The sequence below is a fragment of the Burkholderia sp. AU28863 genome, assembly GCF_002223195.1.
Lineage (GTDB): Bacteria > Pseudomonadota > Gammaproteobacteria > Burkholderiales > Burkholderiaceae > Burkholderia > Burkholderia sola.
In genome coordinates this window covers 23,696-47,040 of sequence record NZ_NKFE01000003.1, presented here as the reverse complement: position 1 = coordinate 47,040, position 23,345 = coordinate 23,696, and the positions used below count along the sequence as shown (strand labels likewise).

Here is a 23,345-nt window from a genome sequence, read left to right as displayed (position 1 = left end):
CTCCACCTCGCAATTCCCTAACTTAAAGGAGCGCCGAAAGCGGCATCGCATGTTGACTGCAGATTTCTCCAATCTGCGCCCGGAAGCGAACATCTGAGATAAACCGCGAGTCGCCTGCTGCAATTGTGGGCGCCGGTATGTGTCTAGCTGGCACCAGCATAAGCGACGCGGTCGCAGACGCCACATCAAAGGTCTGCCACTCGGTCGATTCAGCGTCGTCGCCCAAGGTCTCGATAACCAGTTGCCACAGCTTTACCTGCCCCGCATCGGTGAGTTGCGGCGTGATGCGGCGCGCAAGGTCTAGGACTGATAGTCCGTCCGCGCTGCTACGAAGCACCACACTTGCTATGAAGTCGTCCGGCCGCCCGGACCGGACCTGCCGCAGCGAGAATTCGTGCTCCCGAATTACACTGGAAGTCGACTTCACCTCAATCCGGAATGCATCGGCGGCAAAATCGAAATCGTCGGTTGGCGCAACATGCCACGCGTCCACCATCCTCTGTGGTGACGAGGAGGCATTGATGAGAAGCAATTCTCCCCAGAGTCCCGTCATGGATGCCCGCGACGGCATTGCCATTTTTCGGAACAACTCCATCAGCGCTTCGACGGCCTCATCGACTGCCGAATCATCGAGCTGGTCGGGAAGGGAATTCGCTGTCGCCGCAAGCAGTTCGACAAAGTAGCCATGTAACGATGCGCTACTGGCATCACACGCCACCTTGCAAAACCATTCGCTCGACGACTCCCCGGTTTCAGTGGCGGTCACCTCGTAGCGAGCATCGAACTGGATGCTAACGTGCTTAAGCCTGATAGGCGCCCGAGGCGAGCGCCTTTGTGCCGTCGCGAGCAAAAGAATCGGCTCGTCGTGCTCGCCTTTCAGCAGGAGATGCCGTTTTCCTGCACCGCACCGGATTGTCCCAGACGCCTCGCTATCGTTAGATTTTTTAAGCGCCTGGAACTGCTGCCACAAGGAAGCCTGCACTTACACGCCCTCCGCCTGTATCAGCAACCGCTTCTTGAGCGATTCGGGCACGTGCATCGCGAACCATGGTACATCCCGCTCTTCCGGCACCTTCGTATTCGCGTTCAGCAGATTGAAAGTCCGAAGATGCAGAGAAACTCGGCTCGCCGATACGAACTCTCGGTCACCTCCGTACAGCAACTGAGAGCGGTCAGTAGTGTCGGGATTCTTGCCCTGGAAAACCTGGTTAATCGCCCCGGCCTTCTTACTACGATTTTGCGCAGCCAGTTCGCCAATGATGAAAACATCAGCGTGCGTCTGCCCATCCTTGATGAGTTGGCGCAATGCGAGAACGCAGCCGACCCTCAGCACGGCGTCATCGCCGTCGCCCATTCGCAGCCGTTCAAGTAGACCATCGATGACCGACTCAAGCGACACATTCTCGAACAGGATGTTCTTCTTGCCTGCGCGCTTGTCGATGTAGCGGTCGGGGTCCACATCGTTGGCGGCCACTCCATTGTCGAGCCCTCCCAGTTGCGCGATGAAGTCCTTGAAGACTTGGCGATTGTCTTCAACGCAGTGTGGGTCCACATGCGCCGCTTTCGGGTAGACCCAGTTCGACGCGACAACCTCGTCCAAGGGAATGCCAATGACATTCCGCCTGGTGGGATTCATAGCCCCGTCGAGCGTGAACTGGCGGTTCCACTTGCTCAGCGGCTCGCCTCGAGTCTTTCGGAGGCTCTCGTGTATCGCTTCTTCGTGCTCAACGTAGTTACGGAAGGCATCCTTAACCTCTCGTCTCAGGTACACGCGGCAGTAGCCGATGTACTTCTGCTTATAGCCATAGAACCGCGCACGCTGCTGGAGATTGTCCGCATTGCCGGTTCCTATCGGACGGGGCATGTAGGTAACCGTGAGCCCCTCGACGGTGAAGCCGCGGTCGAGCTTTGCTCCTCCGACCAGAATCCAATATTCGCACCCAGACCAGTCCACGGGCTCGGAGCCCGGGCCCGTAGAATTGACTTCTCGATAGTTCACTGTCTTGAGGACGTACGGCATGTGCAACACCAGTTCCTCCAACGAGGGAAGCGTGTCGCCGACGGTCTCTGCAAGGTCGGTATGTGCCTTGCGAAAATCCTCGAAGAACTCGTCCTTCAGGGCCTCGTCGCTAGCCATGGGGCGCCAGGCGTCCATGAGGTCAGCAATCCAGACCTGGTAGTCGTTGTGAAACACAGTTTGCTGCGATGGGTGAATCATCATCGTGCGATGAGCGACTTTCCCTGAGGCCTCGACCGCGCATGCGCCCAAGAGAAAAATCCGAAGCGCATCAACAAGCGTCTTTGGCGGTCCGTCAGGAGACGTGGCAAGCGAGGCATCCGCTTCGGCGTCAGGAATGGCCCGTGAATATTTCGCGAGCGGAGCGAAGAGCACTTTGCCGCCGACGTAGCCGTCGCCAGGGCTTAGTAGCTCCGCGAAGCTCGGCGATAGTGCATCCGAAAGCCCGACAAGCAGCGGCGCCTGGGGCGTCGCTGTGTACTGAACGTAGGTATGGTGCGGCAGAAGCGCCTTCAGTGCCGTAACTTCGCTATAGTTCGAACTCTTCTTATTGCTTCCATTGCGTCTGTTCGCGTAAGCGAAGTTATTCAGGCTCGCCTGGTCTGCCTCATCGTCGATGACCAGAGTCGGAACCGCGCTTAGGTCGAGGCCCTTCAGGCAAGCCCGAAGATTTCCCATGCGCTTGTGGTTCTTCAGCACGACAACCATCACCGTGCGCTTCTTCAGGGGCGAAAGGCTCGGGTCGCTCCACTTCGCGAGATGCTGCCGCAACTGCGTCTCGGATGCTTTGTCTGGCGTTGGCCTATCAATCAGTACCCACGGCCGGGCTAGCCCACCGGCAAGATTGAGGTCGGTCGTCAGGCGCGTGAGCGTCTGCTTGAGCAGGTTGTCGAGCACGCCAGCAATGAGCACCACCATTCCATAGCCGTTGTCGCGGGCAAGTGCAGCCAACGTCGTGAACGACAGGGTCTTGCCACTCTGTACATAGCCGACGGCCAGGCCAGTCGCACCCTCGGGTGGTTCGCCCGGGTTCACGCACCGGCCCAAGATTTGCTGAGCTTCGAAAACGACCCGCTGCAGCGCCTCCGGCGGAATCTGGTCGTTTGCCTGCTTCCGCTTAAGGAAGTCGTCAGTTTCCGCGCCGACCGCCGGCTCCCACAGCAGTGGCGGCCGCACATCCTTCAACTCTTTGACCACAACGCTCATTCGCTATCTCCAGTGAGCGATTCACGCAGGAGCCGGTTCATCCAGCTCAACATAGGCGCGGACGGGTAGCCTCCACGGCTCGCCTTTACTGCTGCCAAGGCGACCCCAACCGCAAATCGAAGAAAAAGCTCGGCATTTTCGTTTTTGGGGCCGATGAATTGCTGCACAAATGGGTGCGCCATCGACACATCAATTGCAACGTCATTGACCGGCAACTGCCCCAATTGGGAGCGCTCGGTTTTGCCAACCTTGAGCCAATCCGTGATGGAGGGGTCAACCAATGTTCGCACGGCGACATTCCACACCGCACCGTCGACTAGGACGGAGAATGCCTTCTCTGTCGCGACCAGAGGTGCCGCCGCGTCTTCCGTTAGACCCGGCTCCTGTATGACGCCCTCGTCCGAGGAGCCCTCAGAATCCGAGTCGCCGGAAAGCGCTTGCCCGCCGCGCTGCTCCATGTCGAGAGCCAATGACCGCGATGCGGCGTTGAGCAGAGGTTGCAGTGCTGTTTTGGACGGGCGAGCGCGATACTGCTCGGCTTGCCTCAAGAGATTCAGCGGTTCAGCCTCCAGATGGTCTCGTAGGCTATCAAGGAATTCCTCCTCGTACTCGTCCCAACTGAATCCGTCCTTCGTATGGCTGACCTCGAAACCTTCGACGTGCAGTTCTCCAAAAAGCCGCTGATAGCGATAGCTATTTGTATTGCCGAAGACTTCGTGCGGCCGGTATGTCTCATCATCGCTGCCCACTATCAATCGATTTCGACGAAACAGGGCAAAGCCGGCATGTGATGTGGATGCCTCACGCCGCAGCGCTGCAAAGCCCCATACGCGCCGGCCACCGGGCAAGTCGAAATTGATTTCCTTTCGCCACTGCACAGGCAGCGAGTTCGGGGCATTGTGCGGCGGTGCGACAAGGCTCTCCGGCTCTTCATACATCAACCGCGAGTTGTCGTCGCCGAAATAGAGTTCGACTTCTCCCGTGCGGATATAGACCCGGTAGATGCTGGCGAGGTGGTCACGCAGCTTCTTTTGTGTCTTCGTCTGCGGAAATTTCTTGCCCAGGTTTTCGAGCCGAACCACGGTGTAGTGAGACAACGGATTCGCCCGCGTCTCCTGGACGTTCAGGTCATCCAGATTTGCCTCAAGGATGTCGTGAATGTCGAACCGGACCGTTCGCTCCACCGGCTCGCCAAGAGCTTTCGTCCTGACGCTCCACGTATTCGTGAACCAGCAGGCAGCGGTCTTCATTCCCATGCCAAATTCGGACAGTCCGCTGCGGTCCGGTGGCACTTCGGCCGGGCGGAAGGCTCGCGGGAAGTCGCGACCGAGAATGCCTGCGGCGTTGTCAGTGATTTCGATAAGTCGGCTCGCGGCGTCCAACCGGATGACAACCTTGAGGACGAAGTTGTCTCCATGCAGGCGCTGCAACTGCTGCCGGTTTGCGAAATAGCTCTGAATGCTGTTGTCGACGAACTCAGCTACGGCGAACCAGGCTTTGTAGTTCAGTCTCGACAGCACCGAGAGCATCGATACCTTCGGCCGAATGCCGACCTTCGTCACGTGCTCATAGCTCTCACCTGTCACGCCTGTGTCTCCGCTGGGTGACGGTCTGCCCGGCTACCACGCGCGGTTGGCAGATTCGCCCGCCGGGTGCCGTTCAACAGCGCGGCTGCGACAAACTCGACCACTCTGGAATTTACGGCGTTCCCCAATGCATGGAAAGCTTTGGTAGGCGTAGCCGGCAACTGCTCCAGTCCTTCTAGGCTTTGAAGTCGCGCACACTCCCGTGGCGTCATGTATCGCTGCTCCCAGCCAATAATAGGCACCTGGGTGTCGGTCATTGCAATCAGGCTGGGGGCCGTGGTCCGGCGCTTTACACGCACGCCTGATGCTCTGAATTGCAACACGTACGCCCAGATGTTTCGCTCGCCGCCCTTCACGTTCCACTCGAGCTTCTGCAGGCTGGAAGGGAATTTGAGAATCTTCGGAAGCCAAGGGTCAATCCACTTCTTGTTATCGGCGTAAAACTTTCGATTTTGCCGGATAAAGTCGCGCTTCCACTTAGGAAACTCAAACTGCTCCGTGCGAGCATGGCTGGGCAATGCAGCCCAGCGGTCATCCACGGACTCCCAGTCACCCAGGCGAACGCCATGTGACCCACGCATATCAAACAGACCACGCTTTCCCTTTTCGACCAGCGCGGCATACGGCGTTGATTCTTCGAACGGGTAAGTTGCCCCCCACTCCATCGACCATAGCGGAAACGATGGCAATTCGACTGTAAGTGGACTACGAGCCAGGAAGTCATTCCACACCTCCAGGCACTCGGTTACCTGCGCGGAAAGCTGTCTCGCGTCGTCTGGATTTTCATCCAGAATGGTCTCGATAGACGTCGTAGCGTCAATCATTTCCGGCCACTGAAAGCTGATCAGCGGCTCTATCGAGCCCACGATATAAACGCGCTCTCGAATCTGCGGTATGCCGAAATTGTGGGGCGACAATTTCTCGGCTCTGATGTGATAGCCCAATCCATCAAGGCCCAATTTTTCCTGAATCTTTTCCCATGTCCGCCCGCCATCGTGCTTAAGCAGATTCGGGACATTTTCAAGAATAAAAAACCGAGGCATCTTCTCTTTCAAGATGGCCTCGACGTTGAAAAACAGATTACCTTGCTTCGTGCACTCAAAGCCGAGTTGGTCACCCGCTTTTGAAAACGGCTGGCACGGAAAACCCGCGGTCAGCACGTCATGACTCGGGACGTCCTCCGGTGATATCAGCGTAATATCACCTTTCGGCCTCAGCCCGAAATTGACCTCATACAGGTCGCGAAGGTGCTCCTGCCATTCAGCAGCAAAGACACAGGTTCCGCCTAGACGCTGAAGCGCCAGGTGAAAGCCGCCGAGCCCTGCGAACAAGTCGACGAAACGGAAAGACTTCATTTGCGCCACAAAGCGTCGAGATTAGTTTTCATTGGATACGGCCCATCGCTTCGCGCGCAGGCGCTGCGCGCTCGCCATTATGCCATCTACAGCACGCACTTCATCAACCCGCGCTGAACATGGGCGGGCGCGCCATCACCACTGTATATCCATACATGCCTCTTGTACACCCCTCGGCCGGTCGGGAAGCCCTTCAGACTGGGTTATCGGCGGGGAAATCGGGAAGTTCAGTCCCACCCGCCGTCGAGGCAATGGCTTCCATGTCCAAAGATGAGGGCAACCGGTACGTCATCCGCTGCAGCATTGAGCCGGGAGATGCATTGGCGCACTGTCCCCAATGTACCGAGAGCACCCGAGACCGCGCCGCTCAAACCACGCTGGGTGTCAGCGGTCGCCCTGCAAGCGCGCCAGTTTCTTATCCGTACTAGCTCGCAGGCCCGCCGCAACTGATTCGGGCCGCTTGGCGACCGGCTTCGGAGGTGCGGGGGCTGCTGCGGGCGTCTCCGCTGCCCCTTCCGCGACTGGCTCCAGCAACCGCCGCGACAGCCACCCGAAAAACACCTCGGGGTGCCAGTAAACGCGATTGCCCAGCTTCACCGGCGCCGGCAAGGTACCGTCGTTTATCCAGTTCTCCACGGACCGGACAGAAATGCCCAGGACGTCGGCTACCGCCTGCTTCGTAAGAGGCGTGAAAGATTCCTGATGAGTGGCCATGATGAGGCGCGTCGATGTTGAGGTCTGGGCGTATAGCAAGGCCCACAGAGCATGGCCCGAACTATTTCGCGAAATCGACGACCAGCCGCACCCATATACTCGCTACGGCTGACGAAGTCAGTGGCAAATCCGTGGCAACTCCCCCTATATCGCCACTGCGCGCAGGTGCGCGAAACGAAGCGAAGCCAAGCGCAAGCCATTGATTTATAATGCAGCGACCGCAATCCGGAGCACCGTATCAGGCGGGGAAATCGCGTTCGGGACGTAGAGGCCGGAGGTTCGAATCCTCTCACCCCGACCAGATTTAAAAAAACCGTGCACCGCGTGCACGGTTTTTTTTCGTCCGGCCGCCGCGGCCCCTCGTGTCGCGCGCGACACATCGCGGTCGCCGGCCTCTGCTATATTTCCCCCATCCCTGTCCTTCACTGCCCTTTCCAACGCGTGGACCAAATTCCCTTATGGGCGCAAATCGGCGCCGTCTTCCTGCTTCTTCTCTGTTCCAGCTTCTTTTCCATTTCCGAGACCGCGATGATGGCGCTCAACCGCCATCGGCTGAAGCATCTCGCCGGCCAGGGCGTACTCGGCGCGAAAACCACGCAGGGGCTGCTCACGCGCACTGACTTGCTGCTCAGCGTGATCCTGATCGGCAACAACCTGTTCAACACGATCATCCCGGTCCTCACGACGTCGCTCGCGCTCCATACGTTCGGCCGCAACAACCTCGCGCTGTCGATCGCGACCGGCGTCGTCGCGTTCCTGATCATCGTGTTCGCGGAAATCGCGCCGAAGATCGTCGGCGCGACGTTCCCCGAACGCATCGCGCTGCCCGCGAGCCTCGTGATCGCCCCGCTGATGCGCGTGTTCAAGCCGGTCGTGTGGTTCGTCAACGCGCTCGCGAACGGCGTGCTGTGGGTGCTGCGCATCAACACGAAGACGGGCCGCGACCAGCGGATGTCGGCCGACGAACTGCGCGCCATCGTGCTCGAATCGAGCAGTTTCATGCCGACCAAGCACCGCAGCATCCTGCTCAATCTGTTCGACCTCGAGAACATCACGGTCGACGACGTGATGGTGCCGCGCCGCCAGATCGAGTCGCTCAACTTCTACGCGCCGCTCGACGACATCCTGCATCAGCTCGAAACCTGCTATCACAACCGGCTGATCGTCTACGAAGGCGACATCGACAAGGTGCTCGGCGTGCTGCACGTGCGCAAGACGCTCACCGGGCTGCACAACCAGGATTTCGACCGCGAGACGCTGCGCGCGCTGCTCGCCGAACCGTACTACGTGCCGTCCGGCACGCCGGTGGTCCAGCAGCTCCAGTTCTTCCAGGAAACCCGGCAGCGCACCGCGCTCGTCGTCAACGAGTACGGCGAACTCGAAGGGCTCGTCACGCCCGAGGACATCATCGAGGAACTGATCGGCGAATTCACGACGTCGATGCCGCGCAGCGAACGCGCGGGCGGCTGGGACGAGCACGGCGAATGCATCGTGTCGGCCAGCATGCCGCTGCGCGAGCTGAACCGCTGGCTGCACCTGAAACTGCCAACCGACGGGCCGAAGACGTTGAACGGACTGGTACTCGAGATCCTCGAGGAAATTCCGGAAGACGACGTGTGCCTGAAAATCGGCGACGTGATGCTCGAGGTGATGCGCAGCGACGATCAGGCAGTACGCACCGTCAAGCTCTTCAAGCCGCGCGGCACGCGCACCGGGCGCGCCGCCTCGCGCTAGGGCCTGTTCACGCCGATAACGGGCTGGCCCTGGCCGAACGGCCGACTGCCGGCGCCGCCCGCGACGCGCGATCATCTGCGCGTCACGGTCAACAGGCGGCCAACGTGCCGGCTCACATGCACTTCCCTTCCTCCGCGGCGTCGCTGCACGCGCAGTCGGCACCTGCGCACGCCGACGCGCCGCCCGCCGCCGCGCCCCATGCACTCGATGCGGCCCAGCTCGACGATGCCCCCGCCGTACGGCTGCTGACGGACACGCTGCACGCCGCGCGCGTGCGCGACGCGTCGGACATCCACGTCGAGCCGTTCGAAGCCGGCTGGCGCATCCGTCTGCGCATCGACGGCGTGCTGCATGAACACGCGCGGCCGCCGTCGCACCTGCGCGATGCGCTCGTCACGCGAATCAAGGTGCTCTCGCGCATGGACATCGCCGAGCGGCGGCTCCCGCAGGACGGCCGGCTGCGCATCGCGATCGACGGCGGCACGCGCGGCGACTATCGCGTCAGTTCGCTGCCCACGCTGTTCGGCGAAAAACTCGTGCTGCGGCGGCTCGAAACGCTGCCGCCCGATCTCACGCTCGCCAACCTCGGCTTCGATGCGCGACAGGCGGCCGCGATGGAAGCCGCGATCCGCGCGCCGCATGGCCTCGTGCTCGTCACGGGCCCGACCGGCAGCGGCAAGACGCTGTCGCTCTACTGCGCGCTGCAAATGCTCGATCGCGACGCGCACAACGTCTGCACGGTCGAGGATCCCGCCGAGATCCAGCTCGACGGAATCAATCAGGTCGGGGTCGCCGACAAGGCGGGGCTGACGTTCGCAACGGCGTTGCGCGCGCTGTTGCGGCAGGACCCGGACGTCATCATGGTCGGCGAGATTCGCGATGCGGAGACGGCCGACGTCGCGATCAAGGCCGCGCAGACCGGCCATCTCGTGTTGTCGACGCTGCACACGAACGACGCGCCGGCTGCCGTCGCGCGGCTGCTCGACATCGGCGTCGCGCCGTACAACCTCGCCGCCGCGCTGCACCTCGTCACCGCGCAACGCCTCGTCCGGCGCCTGTGCGTCCACTGCCGCGCGCATTCGGACGCATCGGCGCGCGCGCTGCGGGAAGCCGGCTGCGACCCGGCGGCGCTGGCGGCCGGCTGGCGGCCGTTCGTCGCACGCGGCTGTTCCGCCTGTCACGGGATCGGCTATCGCGGCCGCATCGGCCTGCATCAGACGATGCCGGTATCGCCCGGCCTGGCCGAGCGCATCGTCGCGCGGGCGAGCGTCGGCGAACTCGCGCAATGCGTGGCGGCCGAGGGCGTGCGCACCCTGCGCGACGCGGCATTCGCGCGCGTCATGGACGGCACGACGAGCATCGCGGAAGCCGTCGCCGCCACCCCAGCGGCGTGAACGTGCGCACGCCGCCGCGCGAAACCCGCTTCGCATGGCGCGGCCGCCATCGCGACGGCTCGCCGCGCCGCGGGATCGTCATCGCGTTCGACGCCGCGGCCGCGCGCGCCACGCTCGCGCGCGACGGCATCGCGGTACTGTCGCTCGACGTCCGCGGGCCCGCCCGGCCGCCTGCGGCGGCCGCGCGCGACATCACGCGCTTCACGCGCCAGCTCGCGAGCCTGCTGCAGGCCGGCCTGCCGCTCGCGCCGTCGCTCGACATGCTCGCGCGCACCCGCACGCGCGACGGCGTGCCGCGCGACGGCGTGCCGCGCATCGCCGCGGGGCTCGCCCGCGAGATCGTCGGCGGCCGGCGCTTCGCCGATGCGCTCGCACGCTATCCATCGCAATTCGGCACGCTGTATCGTCAGTTGATCGAGGTCGGCGAGGCGTCCGGTTCGCTCGGCGTCGTGCTGACGCGGGTTGCGGAACACCGCGAGCGCGCCGATGCGCAATGGCGCAAGCTGCGCGCCGCACTCGCGTATCCGGCCGCCGTCATCCTGTTCGCGCTCGCGATCTCGGCCGCATTGATGGTGTGGGTCGTGCCGACCTTCCGGCAGATCTTCGACGGTTTCGGCGCCGCCCTCCCCGCACCGACCCGTGCGCTACTCGCGCTGTCCTCCGCGCTGTCGGCGTGGGGCGGTGTGCTTCTGGCCGGCGCGGCCGCCGCCGGGCTTGCCGCGCAGTACGCGCTGCGGCGCTCGGCCGCGCTGCGTCATGCGCTCGCGCGGCGTCTGCTGCGCGCCCCGCTTGCGGGCAGCGCGCTCGAGCGGTACGCTGCCGCCCGCTGGTGCCGGTCGCTTGCGACCCTGCTCGGCGCCGGCGTGCCGCTCGCCGATGCGTTCGCCACGCTCGAGCGCACGGCCGGTCATCCGGTGTTCGCGCACGCCACCGCGCACATCGCCGCACGCGTGTTGCGCGGCGTGCGTCTGGCCGATGCGATGCATTCGGCCGGCTGCTTTCCGGACGACGTCGTGCAGCCGATCGCGGTCGCCGAGGAAACCGGTGCGCTCGACACGATGCTCGCCGACATCGCCGCGCTGTGCGAACGCCAGCTGGACACGCGCCTCGATGCGCTCGCGGCGCTCGGCGAACCGTTGATCGTGATCGTCCTGGGCGCACTCGTCGGCGGCCTCGTGATCGCGATGTACTTGCCGATCCTTCAACTCGGCAACGTGGTGTAGCATCGCAACCGATTCTGTCGCCTTTTAAGTCCGAACCTTGAGCCTCATGACGCCCGCGCCCCTGTCCACCGTTTCCGATTCGCCCGAGGGCACGCTGCTCGCGCTGGCGATGCTGCCGCCCGCGCTGCAGTATGCGTTCGCGGTCGTCATCGGCCTTTGCATCGGCAGCTTCCTGAACGTGGTCGTGCATCGGTTGCCCGTGATGATGCAGCGCGCGTGGCAGGCCGAGATCGCCGAAGCGACGGGCACCGCGAGCGCGCCGCCCGACGACGGTTATCCGCCGCGCTACGATCTGTGGCGCCCACGCAGCGCCTGCCCGCATTGCGGCCACGTATTGTGCGCGTGGGAAAACATCCCGCTCGTCAGCTACCTGATGCTGCGCGGGCGCTGCCGGCGCTGCGGCCATGCGATCGGCATCCGTTACGTGCTCGTCGAGATCGCGTGCGCGGGGCTCGCCGCCGGCTCGCTCGCGGCGTTCGGCCCGACCGTCGCCGCGCTTGCCGCGTTCGCGCTGTGCGCGGCGCTGCTCGCGATGAGCGCGATCGATATCCGGACCGGCTACCTGCCCGACTCGATGACGCTGCCGCTGCTGTGGGCCGGGCTCGCGCTGAACCTCGGCGGCACCTTCACGTCGCTGCGCTCGGCCGTGATCGGCGCGATGGCCGGCTACCTGTTCCTGTGGTCGATCTACTGGCTGTTCAAATGGCTGCGCGACATCGAGGGCATCGGTTTCGGCGATCTGAAGCTGCTTGCCGCGCTCGGCGCGTGGATGGGCTGGGCCGCACTGCCGCAGGTCGTGCTGTTCGCGGCGGTGACCGGCGCGATCGTCGGGCTCGTCGCGACGTGGCGCGGCCACATGCGCTTCGAGGAGCCGATTCCGTTCGGCCCGTTCCTCGCGGCCGGCGGCGTCGCCACGCTGTTTTTCGGCACCCCTTTCTATGCGGCGCTCGGAGGCTGACATGTTTTCCGTAGGACTCACGGGCGGCATCGGCAGCGGCAAGACGACCGTTGCCGACCTGTTCGGCGCCCGTGGCGCATCGCTCGTCGATACCGACCTGATTGCCCACCGCATTACCGCGCCGGGCGGCCTCGCGATGCCGGCGATCGAGCAGGCTTTCGGTCGCGACTTCGTGGCCGCCGACGGCTCGCTCGATCGCGCGAAGATGCGCACGCTGATCTTCAGCGACGACGACGCGCGCCGGCGCCTCGAAGCGATCACGCATCCGCTGATCCGCGCGGAGACCGATCGCGACGCGCGCGAAGCACGGGGTCCGTACGTGATGTTCGTCGTGCCGTTGCTCGTCGAGTCGGGCACCTGGAAGGCGCGCAGCGATCGCGTGCTCGTCGTCGACTGCCCGGTCGAAACGCAGATCGCGCGCGTGATGCGGCGCAACGGTTTCACGCGCGAACAGGTCGAAGCGATCATCGCGCGACAGGCGACGCGCGAAGCCCGCCTCGCCGCAGCCGACGACGTGATCGTCAACGACGCGCTCCCGCCCGGCGCGCTCGCCGCGCAGGTCGATGCACTGCACCAACGCTATGTCGAATTCGCGGCCGCGGCGCGGTGACCATCGCGCGCAATCGTGATGGTGTACGAAATTGGCGCGTTGCTAGGGTAGAGAGGGGGCATTAGAATGTCCTTCATTGTTTCAATCCCTACCCAAGAGGCGAGCGCGCTTGATTCTTTACGAGTATCCGTTCAACGAGCGAATTCGCACGCTGTTGCGTCTCGAAGATCTGTTCGAGCGCTTCGCGTTCTTTTTGGCTCAGGAGGACCCGCGTGAACACCACGTCGCACTGACGACGCTGTTCGAAATCGCCGAGGTAACGGGCCGCGCGGACCTGAAATCGGATCTGATGAAGGAGCTCGAACGTCAACGGCAGACGCTCGCCCCCTTTCGCGGCAATCCGGGCATCGAGCAGAACGCGCTCGAGGCCGTGCTCGGCGAAATCGAGCAGACGCTCGCGAATCTCGCGCAGATGCAGGGCAAGACCGGCCAGCACCTCGTCGACAACGAGTGGCTCGCCAGCATCCGCAGCCGCGCGGTGATTCCGGGCGGCACGTGCAAGTTCGACCTGCCGTCGTACTACGCGTGGCAGCAATGGCCCGCCGAGCAGCGGCGCCAGGACATCACGAAGTGGATCCTGCCGATGCTGCCGTTGCGCGACGCCGCGGCGATCGTGCTGCGGCTCGCGCGCGAATCGGGTCAGGCGTCGAAGGTCATGGCGATGCAGGGCAGCTACCAGCAGATGCTGTCCGGCCGCAGCTACCAGCTGATGCAGGTGCGCGTGTCGCCGGAGTTGCGCGTGATTCCCGAGGCGAGCGCCAACAAATACATGCTGTGGGTGCGGTTCACCATGCAGGACGGCGATGTACGGCCGCGCGCGGTGGACATCGACGTGCCGTTCCATCTGACACTGTGTAATCTGTAACGGCCGCGTGCCGGTTCAATGCTTTCGTATGACTACCGTCGTGAAATGTCCTTCGTGCGGCGCAGAAGTGCGCTGGACGCCTGAAAACAAGTTCCGTCCCTTCTGTTCGGCCCGCTGCAAGCAGCTCGACCTCGGCGCATGGGCCGCGGAAAAGTATCGGATCGGCGGTTCCTCGGACGAGGGTCCGTCGTCGGAAGAAGACGGCACGGACAACCGCCGCGACAGCTGAGCGGCGCCCCGTCCGCCGATATGGCCCGCGTTTCAGGCGGGCCGCTGCGGCGTCATTGCGACGCCGCTTCCTTCTCGAGCAGTTCGAGCACCGGCAGCGCCGCCGGCAGCAACGGCGCGACGTCGACTGGCAGTTGCTGCCACACGAACGCCTGCCCTTCCTTGCTGTGCGGCTCGCCCGTCCAGCCCGTCACCTTGCAGAAATAGAGCCGCACGTACGCGTGCGGATAATCGTGCTCGAGCGTGTGCCAGCGGTGGCTGGCCGTGACTTCGATGCCGAGTTCCTCGTGCAGTTCGCGCGCCAGCGCGTCCTCGACGCTTTCGCCGGCCTCCAGCTTGCCGCCTGGAAACTCCCAGTAACCCTCATACGGCTTGCCCTGCAGGCGTTGCGCGAGCAGGTACCTGCCGTCCGGCTGCACCATCACGCCGACCGCGACTTCGGTCACCTTGCGGCCGTCCGGCGCCCGCACGGCGCCCTGTGCCTGATCCGCGCTCATGCCTGCTCCTTGCGGCCCGACCAGTCCCGCGCGAACTGCCACGCGACGCGGCCCGAGCGCGAACCGCGCTCGAGCGCCCATACGAGCGCGTCGCCGCGCGCGGTCTCGATCTCCGCATCCGGGCAGCCGAAATGACGCAGCCAGTGCGCGACGATGTCGAGGTAGTCGTCCTGCTTGAACGGATAGAAGCTGACCCACAAGCCGAAGCGCTCCGACAGCGAGATCTTCTCCTCGACGACTTCGCCGGGGTGAATCTCGCCGTCCGGCAGATGCTTGTACGACTCGTTGTCGCTCATGTACTCGGGCAGCAGATGGCGGCGGTTCGACGTCGCGTAGATCAGCACGTTGTCCGACTGCGCGGCGATCGACCCGTCGAGCGCGACCTTCAGCGCCTTGTAGCCCGATTCGCCGTCCTCGAACGACAGATCGTCGCAAAACACGATGAACCGCTCCGGACGCTGCGAGATCAGGTCGACGATGTCGCCGAGATCGTGCAGGTCGTCCTTGTCGACTTCGATCAGGCGCAGCCCGTCGTTCGCGTACGCATTCAGGCACGCCTTGATCAGCGACGACTTGCCGGTACCGCGTGCGCCGGTCAGCAGCACGTTGTTGGCCGGCTTGCGCTGCACGAACTGCCGCGTGTTCTGGTCGATCAGCGCTTTCTGGCGATCGATGTTGTGCAGGTCGCCGAGCGTGATCGACGACACGGCCGGAACCGGCTGCAGATAACCGCGCCCCTGGCGCTTGCGCCAGCGGAACGCGTGGGCCGCGTTCCAGTCGATGGCCGCCGGTGCGGGCGGCAGCATCCCTTCGAGACGGCCGAGCAGCGCTTCCGCGCGCGTCAGAAACTGTTCAAGCTTGTCCATGTCGTTCGGGCGCTCCCGGTCAGGAGCGGTAATCCGCGTTGATGCTCACGTAACCGTGCGACAGGTCGCACGTCCAGACGGTGGCCTGCGCGTCGCCACGGCCGAGCAGCACGCGGATCGTGATCTCGCTCTGCTTCATCACGCGCTGGCCGTCCTCTTCCTGGTAGGCCGGGTTGCGACCGCCGGCCTTTGCGACGAGCACGTCGTCGAGATAGAGGTCGATCTTGCCGACGTCGAGATCCGCAACACCCGCATAACCGATCGCCGCGAGAATCCGGCCCAGGTTGGGGTCGGATGCGTAGAAGGCCGTCTTCACAAGCGGCGAATGGCCGATCGCGTACGCGATCTGGCGGCATTCGGCGACGCTCTTGCCGCCTTCGACCTGCACCGTCATGAATTTCGTCGCGCCTTCGCCATCGCGCACGATCAGTTGCGACAGCACCTGCGCGACTTCCGTCACCGCGTCGCGCAGCGCCGCATAGGCGGGCGAATCGGTCGATGTGATCGCGGGCAGCGTGCTCTTGCCCGACGCGATCAGGATGAACGAGTCGTTCGTCGACGTGTCGCCGTCGATCGTGATGCAGTTGAACGAGCGGTCGGCGACTTCCTTCACGAGCGTGTCGAGCACCGGCTGCGCGACGTTCGCATCGAACGCGAGGAAGCCGAGCATCGTCGCCATGTTCGGCTTGATCATGCCCGCGCCCTTGCTGATGCCCGTCAGCGTGACCGTGTGACCGTCGATCGTCACCTGGCGCGACGTCGCCTTCGGCAGCGTATCGGTCGTCATGATCGCCTGCGCGGCGTCGAACCAGTTCGCGGCCTTGCGGTTCGCGAGCGCTGCCGGCAGGCCGGCCTTCAGGCGGTCGATCGGCAGCGGCTCGAGGATCACGCCGGTCGAGAACGGCAGCACCTGCGCCGGCTCGATGCCCGCGAGACGCGCAAGCTCCGTGCAGGTCTCGCGTGCGTTCACGAGGCCCGGCTCGCCGGTGCCCGCGTTCGCATTGCCCGTATTCACGACCAGCGCGCGGATGCCCGCGCCGCCCGCACGCACCTTCGCCAGATGCTCGCGGCAGACGGTGACCGGCGCTGCACAGAAACGGTTTTCGGTGAATACGCCCGCGACCGTCGCGCCTTCGTCGACGGAGACGACCAGCACGTCCTTGCGATTCGGCTTGCGGATGTTCGCTTCCGCCCAGCCGAGCGTGACGCCGGCGACAGGATGCAGTTGGGCGGGATCGATCGACGGAAAATTGACAGCCATGGGGCACACCTGCCGGATGGAAAATGCCGGCACGTGCCGGCATCGATTGGAAGAACCGGCGGCCCCACGCGGGCCGCCACAACTCACATCACTGACTCGAAGCTGCGAACGACGCGGCACGCGTGACGCGCGCCGCCGCCGATCATGACAGCTTCCCGTGACATTGCTTGTACTTCTTGCCGCTGCCGCACGGGCACGGATCGTTGCGGCCGACCTTCGGCATTTCGCCGCCGGGGCCGCTGTGCGTCATCGCGCTGCCAACCATGTCGGCCGTCGCCGTGGCCGCCGCGGCAGCCGTGACGTTCGCGACCGGCGCGCCGGCGTCCGCGTAGTCGGCATGCTGGTACTCGACGTTCTCGAGATGACCGCCGCGCTCCTCGATCTGCTCGGCAGCCTCTTCCAGCTGCTCCGGCGACTGGATCTGCACGTTCATCACGATGCGCGTGACTTCCTGCTTGATCGCGTCGAGCATCGCTGCGAACAGCTCGAACGCCTCGCGCTTGTACTCCTGCTTCGGGTTCTTCTGCGCATAGCCGCGCAGATGGATGCCCTGGCGCAGGTGGTCCAGCGCCGCGAGGTGCTCGCGCCACAGGCGGTCGACCGTCTGCAGCATCACCGAACGCTCGAACGCGCTGAACGATTCGCGGCCGACCAGCGCGACCTTCGCCTCGTACTGCTCGTCGGCGGCCGTCGTCACCGCGTCGAGGATCTCCTCGGCCGTGATCGACGACGACTCGTTCACCATTTCCTGGATCGCGAGGTCGAGCTGCCAGTCGTTGCGCAGCGCCTCCTCGAGTTCGGGCACGTCCCACTGCTCTTCGATGCTGCCTTCCGGCACGAACTGGCGGACGACTTCGGTAATCACGCCGTGGCGCATCGCGGTGATCGTCTCGGTGATGTCGTGCGCCTCGAGCAGTTCGTTGCGCTGCTGGTAGATCACCTTGCGCTGGTCGTTCGACACGTCGTCGTATTCGAGCAGCTGCTTGCGGATGTCGAAGTTGCGCGCTTCGACCTTGCGCTGCGCCGATTCGATCGACCGCGTGACGATGCCCGCCTCGATCGCCTCGCCTTCCGGCATCTTCAGGCGATCCATGATCGAGCGCACGCGGTCGCCCGCGAAGATGCGCAGCAGCGGATCGTCGAGCGACAGATAGAAGCGCGACGAGCCCGGATCGCCCTGGCGACCCGCACGGCCGCGCAGCTGGTTGTCGATCCGGCGCGATTCGTGACGCTCGGTGCCGATGATGTGCAGGCCGCCAGCTGCCTTCACCTGCTCGTGCAGCGTTTCCCACTCGTCGTGCAGCTTCTGGATGCGGCGCGCCTTTTCGTCGGCCGGGATCGAGTCGTCGGCCTCGATGAACGCGGCCTGCTTCTCGACGTTGCCGCCGAGCACGATGTCGGTGCCGCGACCGGCCATGTTGGTCGCGATCGTCACGCGGTGCGGACGGCCGGCTTCCGCGACGATCGCCGCTTCACGCTCGTGCTGCTTCGCGTTCAGCACTTCGTGCGGCAGCCCGGCCTGCTTCAGCAGGTGCGACAGCAGTTCGGAGTTCTCGATCGACGTCGTGCCGACCAGCACCGGCTGGCCGCGCTCGTAGCAGTCGCGGATGTCGCGGATCACCGCGTCGTAGCGCTCCTTGGCCGTCTTGTAGATCTGGTCCTGCTTGTCGATCCGTTTCGGCGGACGGTTGGTCGGGATCACGACCGTCTCGAGACCGTAGATCTCGTTGAATTCGTACGCTTCGGTGTCCGCGGTACCGGTCATGCCGGCCAGCTTCGCGTACATCCGGAAGTAGTTCTGGAACGTGATCGACGCGAGCGTCTGGTTCTCGCTCTGGATCTTCACGTGCTCCTTCGCCTCGACCGCCTGGTGCAGGCCGTCGGACCAGCGGCGGCCGGCCATCAGGCGGCCCGTGAATTCGTCGACGATGACCACTTCGCCGTTCTGCACGACGTAGTGCTGATCCTTGTGGAACAGCGTGTGGGCACGCAGCGCCGCGTACACGTGGTGCATCAGCGTGATGTTCTGCGGTGCGTACAGGCTTTCGCCCTCGCCGATCAGGCCCCATTCGGCGAGCAGGCGCTCGGCCTTCTCGTGGCCCGATTCCGTCAGGAACACCTGGCGCGCCTTCTCGTCGAGCGTGTAGTCGCCCGGCTTCTCGACGCCCGTGCCGTCGGCCTTCTCTTCGCCGATCTGGCGCTCGAGCAGCGGCGGCAGCGCGTTCATCCGCACGTACAGCTCGGTGTGATCCTCGGCCTGGCCCGAAATGATCAGCGGCGTACGCGCTTCGTCGATCAGGATCGAGTCCACTTCGTCGACGACCGCGAAGTTCAGCGCCCGCTGCACGCGCGCGTCGGTCTCGTAGACCATGTTGTCGCGCAGGTAGTCGAAGCCGAATTCGTTGTTCGTACCGTACGTGATGTCCGCCGCGTACGCCTGCTGCTTCTGGTCGTGCTCCATCCCGGACAGGTTGATGCCGACCGACAGGCCCAGGAAGTTGTAGAGGCGCGCCATCCATTCGGCGTCGCGCTGCGCGAGGTAATCGTTGACGGTCACGACGTGCACGCCGCGGCCGGCCAGCGCGTTCAGGTACACGGGCAGCGTCGCGACGAGCGTCTTGCCCTCGCCGGTGCGCATTTCCGCGATCTTGCCGTAGTGGAGCACCATGCCGCCGATCATCTGCACGTCGAAGTGCCGCATCTTCAGCACGCGGCGGCTCGCCTCGCGACAGACCGCGAAGGCCTCGGGCAACAGCTTGTCGAGCGACTCGCCGGCCGCGACCCGCTGGCGGAATTCATCCGTCTTGCCGCGCAACTGGTCGTCCGTCAGCTTCTCGATCTGCGTTTCGAGCGCATTGATCGTCGCGACGGTCTTTTGGTATTGCTTGACGAGCCGCTGGTTGCGGCTGCCAAAAATTTTCTGGAGAAAACCGGTTGTCATCGGATCGGATCCTGCGTCGCAGCACCGGCGCCCGGCGCGTGTTGCGCGCCCCGGCGCCCGAGCCTCGGCGGCTTAGCGAATTAGTGGACTCAAACGACGAATTTTAGCACGCGGGGCCGCGTGCGCCTGCGTCCCGGCCGGACGGCCATTGCGCGCCGGGGCCGGGTAAGCAGGGGCGAAAGCCGCCCGTGCGCGGGCCGGCGCGGGTACAATCGGCTGCAACGTCCGCGCGCGTGCGCGCTCGAAGAAAGCCTCGATGAACCGATTTTCCAAGCGTTTCGGCCCGCTCGCCGCCTATCGCCCGCAACCCGTGTCCGAAGTGCTCGGCCGTACCGACGCATTCGCGGCACTGCGCGCCGGCGTCGAGCAGATCGCGTCGCTGCAGCGCGACCTCGGCGCGTGCCTGCCCGACTATCTGGCGAATCATGTCGAACCGGGCTTCATCAAGGACGGCACCCTGACCCTCTTTGCCGCGCACAATGCGCTGGCCGCCCGGCTGCGACAGGTCGAAGTGCGGTTGCTCGGCGATCTCCAGAAGCGCGGCTGGCCCGTGACGACGCTGCGCGTGCGCGTGCGGCCGAAGGACGCGCCGGAACCGCCGCACGTGAAGCAGGCGCGGATGACGTCGGTCGGCGCCGCCGCGCTGCGCGATCTCGCCGACCACCTCGAACCGTCGCCGCTGCAGGCCGCGCTCGCGCGGATGGCGGCGCGGCACGGCGCGAAGCCGCGTTGACCGCACGGGTCATCGGCGGCGGCGAGCCAACAAAAAAGCGACCCGAGGGTCGCTTTTTTATCGCTTGCGGTAACGAGCGCCGGTCACGCGAACGCCGTCTGCGCGTCGAACGCGAACCCCTTCGGCGCAGCCTGCGGATCCTCGAACGTCACGATCTCGTATGCATCTTCGTGCGCGAGCAGCTCGCGCAGCAGCGCGTTGTTCAGCCCGTGACCCGACTTGTACGCGGTGTACGACGCCAGCAGCGGATGGCCGACCACGTACAGGTCGCCGATCGCGTCGAGCATCTTGTGCTTCACGAACTCGTCGTCGTAACGCAGCCCGTCGTTGTTCAGGATCCGGTACTCGTCGAGCACGATCGCGTTGTCCATGCTGCCGCCGCGGGCGAGACCCAGTTCGCGCATCATTTCGACTTCATGGGCAAAACCGAACGTGCGCGCACGCGCGATCTCGCGCACGTACGACGTGCTCGCGAAGTCGACCTCCAGTTCCTGGCCGGTCTTGTCGACGGCCGGGTGACGGAAGTCGATCGTGAACTTCAGCTTGAAGCCGAAATACGGATCGAGACGCGCGAACTTGTCGCCATCGCGGATTTCGACCGGCTTCTTCACCTGGATGAAGCGCTTCGGCGCGTTCTGCTCTTCGATGCCGGCGGATTGAATCAGGAACACGAAAGACGCGGCGCTGCCGTCCATGATCGGGATTTCCTCGGCCGTCACGTCGACATAGAGGTTATCGATGCCGAGGCCGGCGCACGCCGACATCAGGTGCTCGACCGTCGACACGCGCGCACCATCCTTCTGCAGCACCGACGCGAGCCGCGTATCCCCGATCGACATCGCGGAAGCCGGAATATCGACGGGCGTGGGCAGGTCGACGCGCGAGAACACGATGCCCGTGCCCGGCGCAGCCGGACGGAGCGTCAGTTCGACCTTGCGGCCCGAGTGGAGACCGATACCGACGGTCTTCACGATGGATTTGATGGTGCGCTGCTTCAACATGGTCTTCTTCGTCTTGATTGAAGATATCAATCAGGAGTTATATTCGATAGGCGGGATTATAGCGTAATTCCCAATTCAACGCTGTTTGAAACTGCGTATCAATCTGTTTCGACAGTTTACCCGTGCCGATACGGGACGGGCCGATGCCCGGAACGGAGGCGTTTCCGGTCATCGGCCCGTGTTACAACTGCCCTGAGGCCGGTGGGCAGCGTTGCCGGAAGGCAACGGCGCACCGCACGATCAGGACGTCAACGTCGCGAGAACACTCGCCGCATCGCTCACTTCGAATTTGCCCGGCGCCTCGACGGCCAGCGTCTTGACCACACCGCCGTCAATCACCATCGCGTAGCGCAGGGAACGAATTCCCATGCCACGCGCGGACAAATCCTGCGTCAGCCCCAGCGCATGAGTGAAAGCCGCGCTGCCGTCCGCCATCATGCGCACCTTGCCCGCGGTGTGCAGATCACGTCCCCATGCGCCCATCACGAATGCGTCGTTGACGGACACGCACCAGATCTCGTCGATCCCCGCCGCGCGCAGTTGCTCGGCGTGTTCGACGTAGCCCGGCACATGCTGCGCCGAGCAGGTCGGCGTGAACGCGCCCGGCAATCCGAAGATCACCACGCGCTTTCCCGCAACCTGGTCGCGCACGCTGAAGGCATTCGGCCCCAGCGTGCACCCTTCGCGCGCGTCGTCGACGAACTCGAACAATTGCGCGTCGGGCAGCGCGTCGCCCACTTGAATCATGGCTGGTCCCTCATAGCGATACGGTTTTTCAGCGTGTCGCGGACAGCACGGCCCATCCCGCTCCGCTCACGCGAAGAGGGCACGTTTCCCGGCCCGGCGTCGCATCCGACGCGGCCTGTCGTGGTCCGTGGCATCCGTCACGCCGGCGTTACCGCGGCAACTTCGCCGCGGCTTCGCCTGTGTGCGTCGTCAGTCAGCCTGCTTGCGCAGGAAAGCCGGGATGTCGTACGTGTCGACCCCCTTCTCCTGCAGCGCCTGCACGTGCGATGCCGCGGTTTCGCGCGAGTTGCGCCACACCGCCGGCGTATCGAGCGCGCCGTAGTCGGCCGTGCTGACGTGATGCGCCGGCGCATAGCCGTGCGACACCGCGCTGACCGGCTGGTTGTCCGTACCGGTGCGCAGCAGCGTCATCGGTGCCGACTGCTGCTTCTTCGCCGCACGGCCCAGACCCGTCGCCACGACCGTCACGCGCAGTGCATCGCCCATCGCGTCGTCGTACACCGCACCGAAGATCACCGTCGCATCTTCCGCCGCGTAGCTCTTGATCGTGTTCATCACTTCGCGCGTTTCCGACAGGCGCAGCGAACGGCTCGACGTGATGTTGACCAGCACGCCGCGCGCGCCCGACAGATCGACGCCTTCGAGCAGCGGGCTCGCCACGGCCTGTTCCGCCGCGAGGCGTGCGCGATCGACGCCGGCAACCGTCGCCGTGCCCATCATCGCCTTGCCCTGCTCGCCCATCACCGTCTTCACGTCTTCGAAGTCGACGTTCACGAGGCCGTCGACGTTGATGATTTCCGCGATACCTGCCACCGCGTTGTTCAACACGTCGTCCGCGCACTGGAAGCACTTGTCCATCTCGGCGTCATCGCCCATCACGTCGAACAGCTTGTCGTTCAGGACGACGATCAGCGAGTCGACGTGATCCTCCAGTTGCTGCGAGCCTGCTTCGGCGACGCGCATGCGCTTGCCGCCCTCGAACTCGAACGGCTTGCTGACGACACCGACCGTCAGAATGCCCATCTCCTTCGCGATCTGCGCGACCACCGGCGCCGCGCCCGTGCCCGTGCCACCACCCATGCCGGCCGTGATGAACACCATGTGCGCGCCGCGCAGTGCGTCGGCGATGCGCTCGCGCGCTTCTTCCGCTGCCGCACGCCCCATTTCCGGCTTCGCACCGGCGCCCAGACCCGTGTTGCCGAGCTGGATCACCGACGATGCGCGCGAACGCGACAGCGCCTGCGCATCCGTGTTCATCACGATGAAGTCGACGCCCTGCACGCCGCGGTTGATCATGTGCTGGACGGCATTGCCGCCAGCGCCGCCAACGCCGACCACCTTGATGATGGTGCCGTTGGTTTCGGTTTCCAGCATTTCGAATTCCATTGTTGCCTCCGTCAAGAGAATGA

General features: G+C 64.3%; 20 protein-coding genes. 8 read left to right on the top strand and 12 right to left on the bottom strand.

The window, feature by feature from the left end; all coding sequences use genetic code 11:
• Nucleotides 1-22: 22 nt before the first annotated feature.
• From CFB81_RS02485 to CFB81_RS02465, 5 genes are all read right to left on the bottom strand, one after another.
• Nucleotides 23-982, bottom strand: a complete 960-nt coding sequence (locus tag CFB81_RS02485; protein WP_226189371.1) for a PD-(D/E)XK motif protein — start codon at nt 980-982, stop codon at nt 23-25.
• Nucleotides 983-3,223 (bottom strand): Z1 domain-containing protein, encoded by a 2,241-nt coding sequence (locus tag CFB81_RS02480; protein ID WP_089434510.1) that lies wholly within the window; start codon nt 3,221-3,223, stop codon nt 983-985. It lies immediately after the preceding gene.
• The gene (locus CFB81_RS02475; protein ID WP_226189368.1) at nt 3,220-4,809 is read right to left on the bottom strand and encodes an ATP-binding protein; all 1,590 of its coding nucleotides are present in this window, start codon (nt 4,807-4,809) and stop codon (nt 3,220-3,222) included. Before CFB81_RS02475 ends, CFB81_RS02480 begins: the two co-directional genes overlap by 4 nt.
• The gene (locus tag CFB81_RS02470; protein WP_089434508.1) at nt 4,806-6,164 is read right to left on the bottom strand and encodes a DNA cytosine methyltransferase; all 1,359 of its coding nucleotides are present in this window, start codon (nt 6,162-6,164) and stop codon (nt 4,806-4,808) included. The genes CFB81_RS02475 and CFB81_RS02470 overlap by 4 nt, the downstream gene beginning before the upstream one ends.
• Nucleotides 6,165-6,548: 384 nt before the next feature.
• Nucleotides 6,549-6,878 (bottom strand): AlpA family transcriptional regulator, encoded by a 330-nt coding sequence (locus CFB81_RS02465; protein ID WP_124502212.1) that lies wholly within the window; start codon nt 6,876-6,878, stop codon nt 6,549-6,551.
• 441 nt (nt 6,879-7,319) lie between these two features.
• Between CFB81_RS02465 and CFB81_RS02460 the strand changes: the two genes are divergently transcribed.
• From CFB81_RS02460 to CFB81_RS02430, 7 genes are all read left to right on the top strand, one after another.
• Nucleotides 7,320-8,612 carry an HlyC/CorC family transporter gene (locus CFB81_RS02460; protein WP_069616814.1) on the top strand — a complete coding sequence of 431 codons (1,293 nt, stop codon included), beginning with the start codon at nt 7,320-7,322 and terminating at the stop codon, nt 8,610-8,612.
• A 116-nt stretch (nt 8,613-8,728) separates the two neighbouring features.
• On the top strand, nt 8,729-10,006 hold the full coding sequence (locus CFB81_RS02455) for a GspE/PulE family protein (RefSeq protein ID WP_069616815.1): 1,278 nt from the start codon (nt 8,729-8,731) through the stop codon (nt 10,004-10,006).
• On the top strand, nt 10,003-11,229 hold the full coding sequence (locus tag CFB81_RS02450) for a type II secretion system F family protein (protein WP_089434506.1): 1,227 nt from the start codon (nt 10,003-10,005) through the stop codon (nt 11,227-11,229). The genes CFB81_RS02455 and CFB81_RS02450 overlap by 4 nt, the downstream gene beginning before the upstream one ends.
• Nucleotides 11,230-11,275: 46 nt before the next feature.
• Nucleotides 11,276-12,187: an A24 family peptidase gene (locus CFB81_RS02445; protein WP_089434505.1), complete on the top strand. Its 912-nt coding sequence runs from the start codon at nt 11,276-11,278 to the stop codon at nt 12,185-12,187.
• Nucleotide 12,188: 1 nt separating this feature from the next.
• The gene (gene coaE / locus CFB81_RS02440; protein ID WP_089434504.1) at nt 12,189-12,797 is read left to right on the top strand and encodes a dephospho-CoA kinase; all 609 of its coding nucleotides are present in this window, start codon (nt 12,189-12,191) and stop codon (nt 12,795-12,797) included.
• Nucleotides 12,798-12,906: 109 nt separating this feature from the next.
• Nucleotides 12,907-13,662, top strand: a complete 756-nt coding sequence (gene zapD / locus CFB81_RS02435; RefSeq protein WP_069616819.1) for a cell division protein ZapD — start codon at nt 12,907-12,909, stop codon at nt 13,660-13,662.
• A 28-nt stretch (nt 13,663-13,690) separates the two neighbouring features.
• Nucleotides 13,691-13,891, top strand: a complete 201-nt coding sequence (locus tag CFB81_RS02430; RefSeq protein ID WP_021159902.1) for a DNA gyrase inhibitor YacG — start codon at nt 13,691-13,693, stop codon at nt 13,889-13,891.
• Between the two features lie 52 nt (nt 13,892-13,943).
• On the opposite strand, the gene CFB81_RS02425 is transcribed toward CFB81_RS02430, so the two are convergent.
• From CFB81_RS02425 to secA, 4 genes are all read right to left on the bottom strand, one after another.
• Complete coding sequence (locus CFB81_RS02425; protein WP_089434503.1) at nt 13,944-14,387, bottom strand: NUDIX domain-containing protein; 444 nt, start codon at nt 14,385-14,387, stop codon at nt 13,944-13,946.
• On the bottom strand, nt 14,384-15,253 hold the full coding sequence (locus CFB81_RS02420) for an ATP-binding protein (RefSeq protein ID WP_027783462.1): 870 nt from the start codon (nt 15,251-15,253) through the stop codon (nt 14,384-14,386). The genes CFB81_RS02425 and CFB81_RS02420 overlap by 4 nt, the downstream gene beginning before the upstream one ends.
• Before the next feature lie 19 nt (nt 15,254-15,272).
• On the bottom strand, nt 15,273-16,514 hold the full coding sequence (argJ, locus tag CFB81_RS02415) for a bifunctional glutamate N-acetyltransferase/amino-acid acetyltransferase ArgJ (RefSeq protein ID WP_089434502.1): 1,242 nt from the start codon (nt 16,512-16,514) through the stop codon (nt 15,273-15,275).
• 142 nt (nt 16,515-16,656) lie between these two features.
• On the bottom strand, nt 16,657-19,455 hold the full coding sequence (secA, locus tag CFB81_RS02405) for a preprotein translocase subunit SecA (protein WP_069616822.1): 2,799 nt from the start codon (nt 19,453-19,455) through the stop codon (nt 16,657-16,659).
• Nucleotides 19,456-19,711: 256 nt separating this feature from the next.
• On the opposite strand from secA, the gene CFB81_RS02400 reads away from it, so the two are divergent.
• On the top strand, nt 19,712-20,188 hold the full coding sequence (locus CFB81_RS02400; protein WP_069616823.1) for a DUF721 domain-containing protein: 477 nt from the start codon (nt 19,712-19,714) through the stop codon (nt 20,186-20,188).
• Between the two features lie 83 nt (nt 20,189-20,271).
• On the opposite strand, the gene lpxC is transcribed toward CFB81_RS02400, so the two are convergent.
• From lpxC to ftsZ, 3 genes are all read right to left on the bottom strand, one after another.
• Nucleotides 20,272-21,189: a UDP-3-O-acyl-N-acetylglucosamine deacetylase gene (lpxC, locus tag CFB81_RS02395; protein ID WP_089434501.1), complete on the bottom strand. Its 918-nt coding sequence runs from the start codon at nt 21,187-21,189 to the stop codon at nt 20,272-20,274.
• A gap of 240 nt (nt 21,190-21,429) precedes the next feature.
• Nucleotides 21,430-21,936, bottom strand: a complete 507-nt coding sequence (locus CFB81_RS02390; protein ID WP_059580848.1) for a peroxiredoxin — start codon at nt 21,934-21,936, stop codon at nt 21,430-21,432.
• 189 nt (nt 21,937-22,125) lie between these two features.
• Entirely contained in the window at nt 22,126-23,322 is a 1,197-nt protein-coding gene (gene ftsZ / locus CFB81_RS02385) for a cell division protein FtsZ (protein WP_021159911.1), read from the bottom strand.
• Nucleotides 23,323-23,345 lie beyond the last annotated feature (23 nt).

Bases quoted from the DNA above. Each gene is read 5' to 3' on its own strand.
- CFB81_RS02445 (WP_089434505.1), top strand. From the start codon at position 11,276: ATGACGCCCGCGCCCCTGTCCACCGTTTCCGATTCGCCCGAGGGCACG.
- argJ (WP_089434502.1), bottom strand. From the start codon at position 16,514: ATGGCTGTCAATTTTCCGTCGATCGATCCCGCCCAACTGCATCCTGTC.
- CFB81_RS02390 (WP_059580848.1), bottom strand. From the start codon at position 21,936: ATGATTCAAGTGGGCGACGCGCTGCCCGACGCGCAATTGTTCGAGTTC.
- CFB81_RS02420 (WP_027783462.1), bottom strand. From the start codon at position 15,253: ATGGACAAGCTTGAACAGTTTCTGACGCGCGCGGAAGCGCTGCTCGGC.
- coaE (WP_089434504.1), top strand. From the start codon at position 12,189: ATGTTTTCCGTAGGACTCACGGGCGGCATCGGCAGCGGCAAGACGACC.
- CFB81_RS02400 (WP_069616823.1), top strand. From the start codon at position 19,712: ATGAACCGATTTTCCAAGCGTTTCGGCCCGCTCGCCGCCTATCGCCCG.
- CFB81_RS02425 (WP_089434503.1), bottom strand. From the start codon at position 14,387: ATGAGCGCGGATCAGGCACAGGGCGCCGTGCGGGCGCCGGACGGCCGC.
- lpxC (WP_089434501.1), bottom strand. From the start codon at position 21,189: ATGTTGAAGCAGCGCACCATCAAATCCATCGTGAAGACCGTCGGTATC.
- CFB81_RS02430 (WP_021159902.1), top strand. From the start codon at position 13,691: ATGACTACCGTCGTGAAATGTCCTTCGTGCGGCGCAGAAGTGCGCTGG.
- secA (WP_069616822.1), bottom strand. From the start codon at position 19,455: ATGACAACCGGTTTTCTCCAGAAAATTTTTGGCAGCCGCAACCAGCGG.
- CFB81_RS02470 (WP_089434508.1), bottom strand. From the start codon at position 6,164: ATGAAGTCTTTCCGTTTCGTCGACTTGTTCGCAGGGCTCGGCGGCTTT.
- CFB81_RS02465 (WP_124502212.1), bottom strand. From the start codon at position 6,878: ATGGCCACTCATCAGGAATCTTTCACGCCTCTTACGAAGCAGGCGGTA.
- ftsZ (WP_021159911.1), bottom strand. From the start codon at position 23,322: ATGGAATTCGAAATGCTGGAAACCGAAACCAACGGCACCATCATCAAG.
- CFB81_RS02455 (WP_069616815.1), top strand. From the start codon at position 8,729: ATGCACTTCCCTTCCTCCGCGGCGTCGCTGCACGCGCAGTCGGCACCT.
- CFB81_RS02480 (WP_089434510.1), bottom strand. From the start codon at position 3,223: ATGAGCGTTGTGGTCAAAGAGTTGAAGGATGTGCGGCCGCCACTGCTG.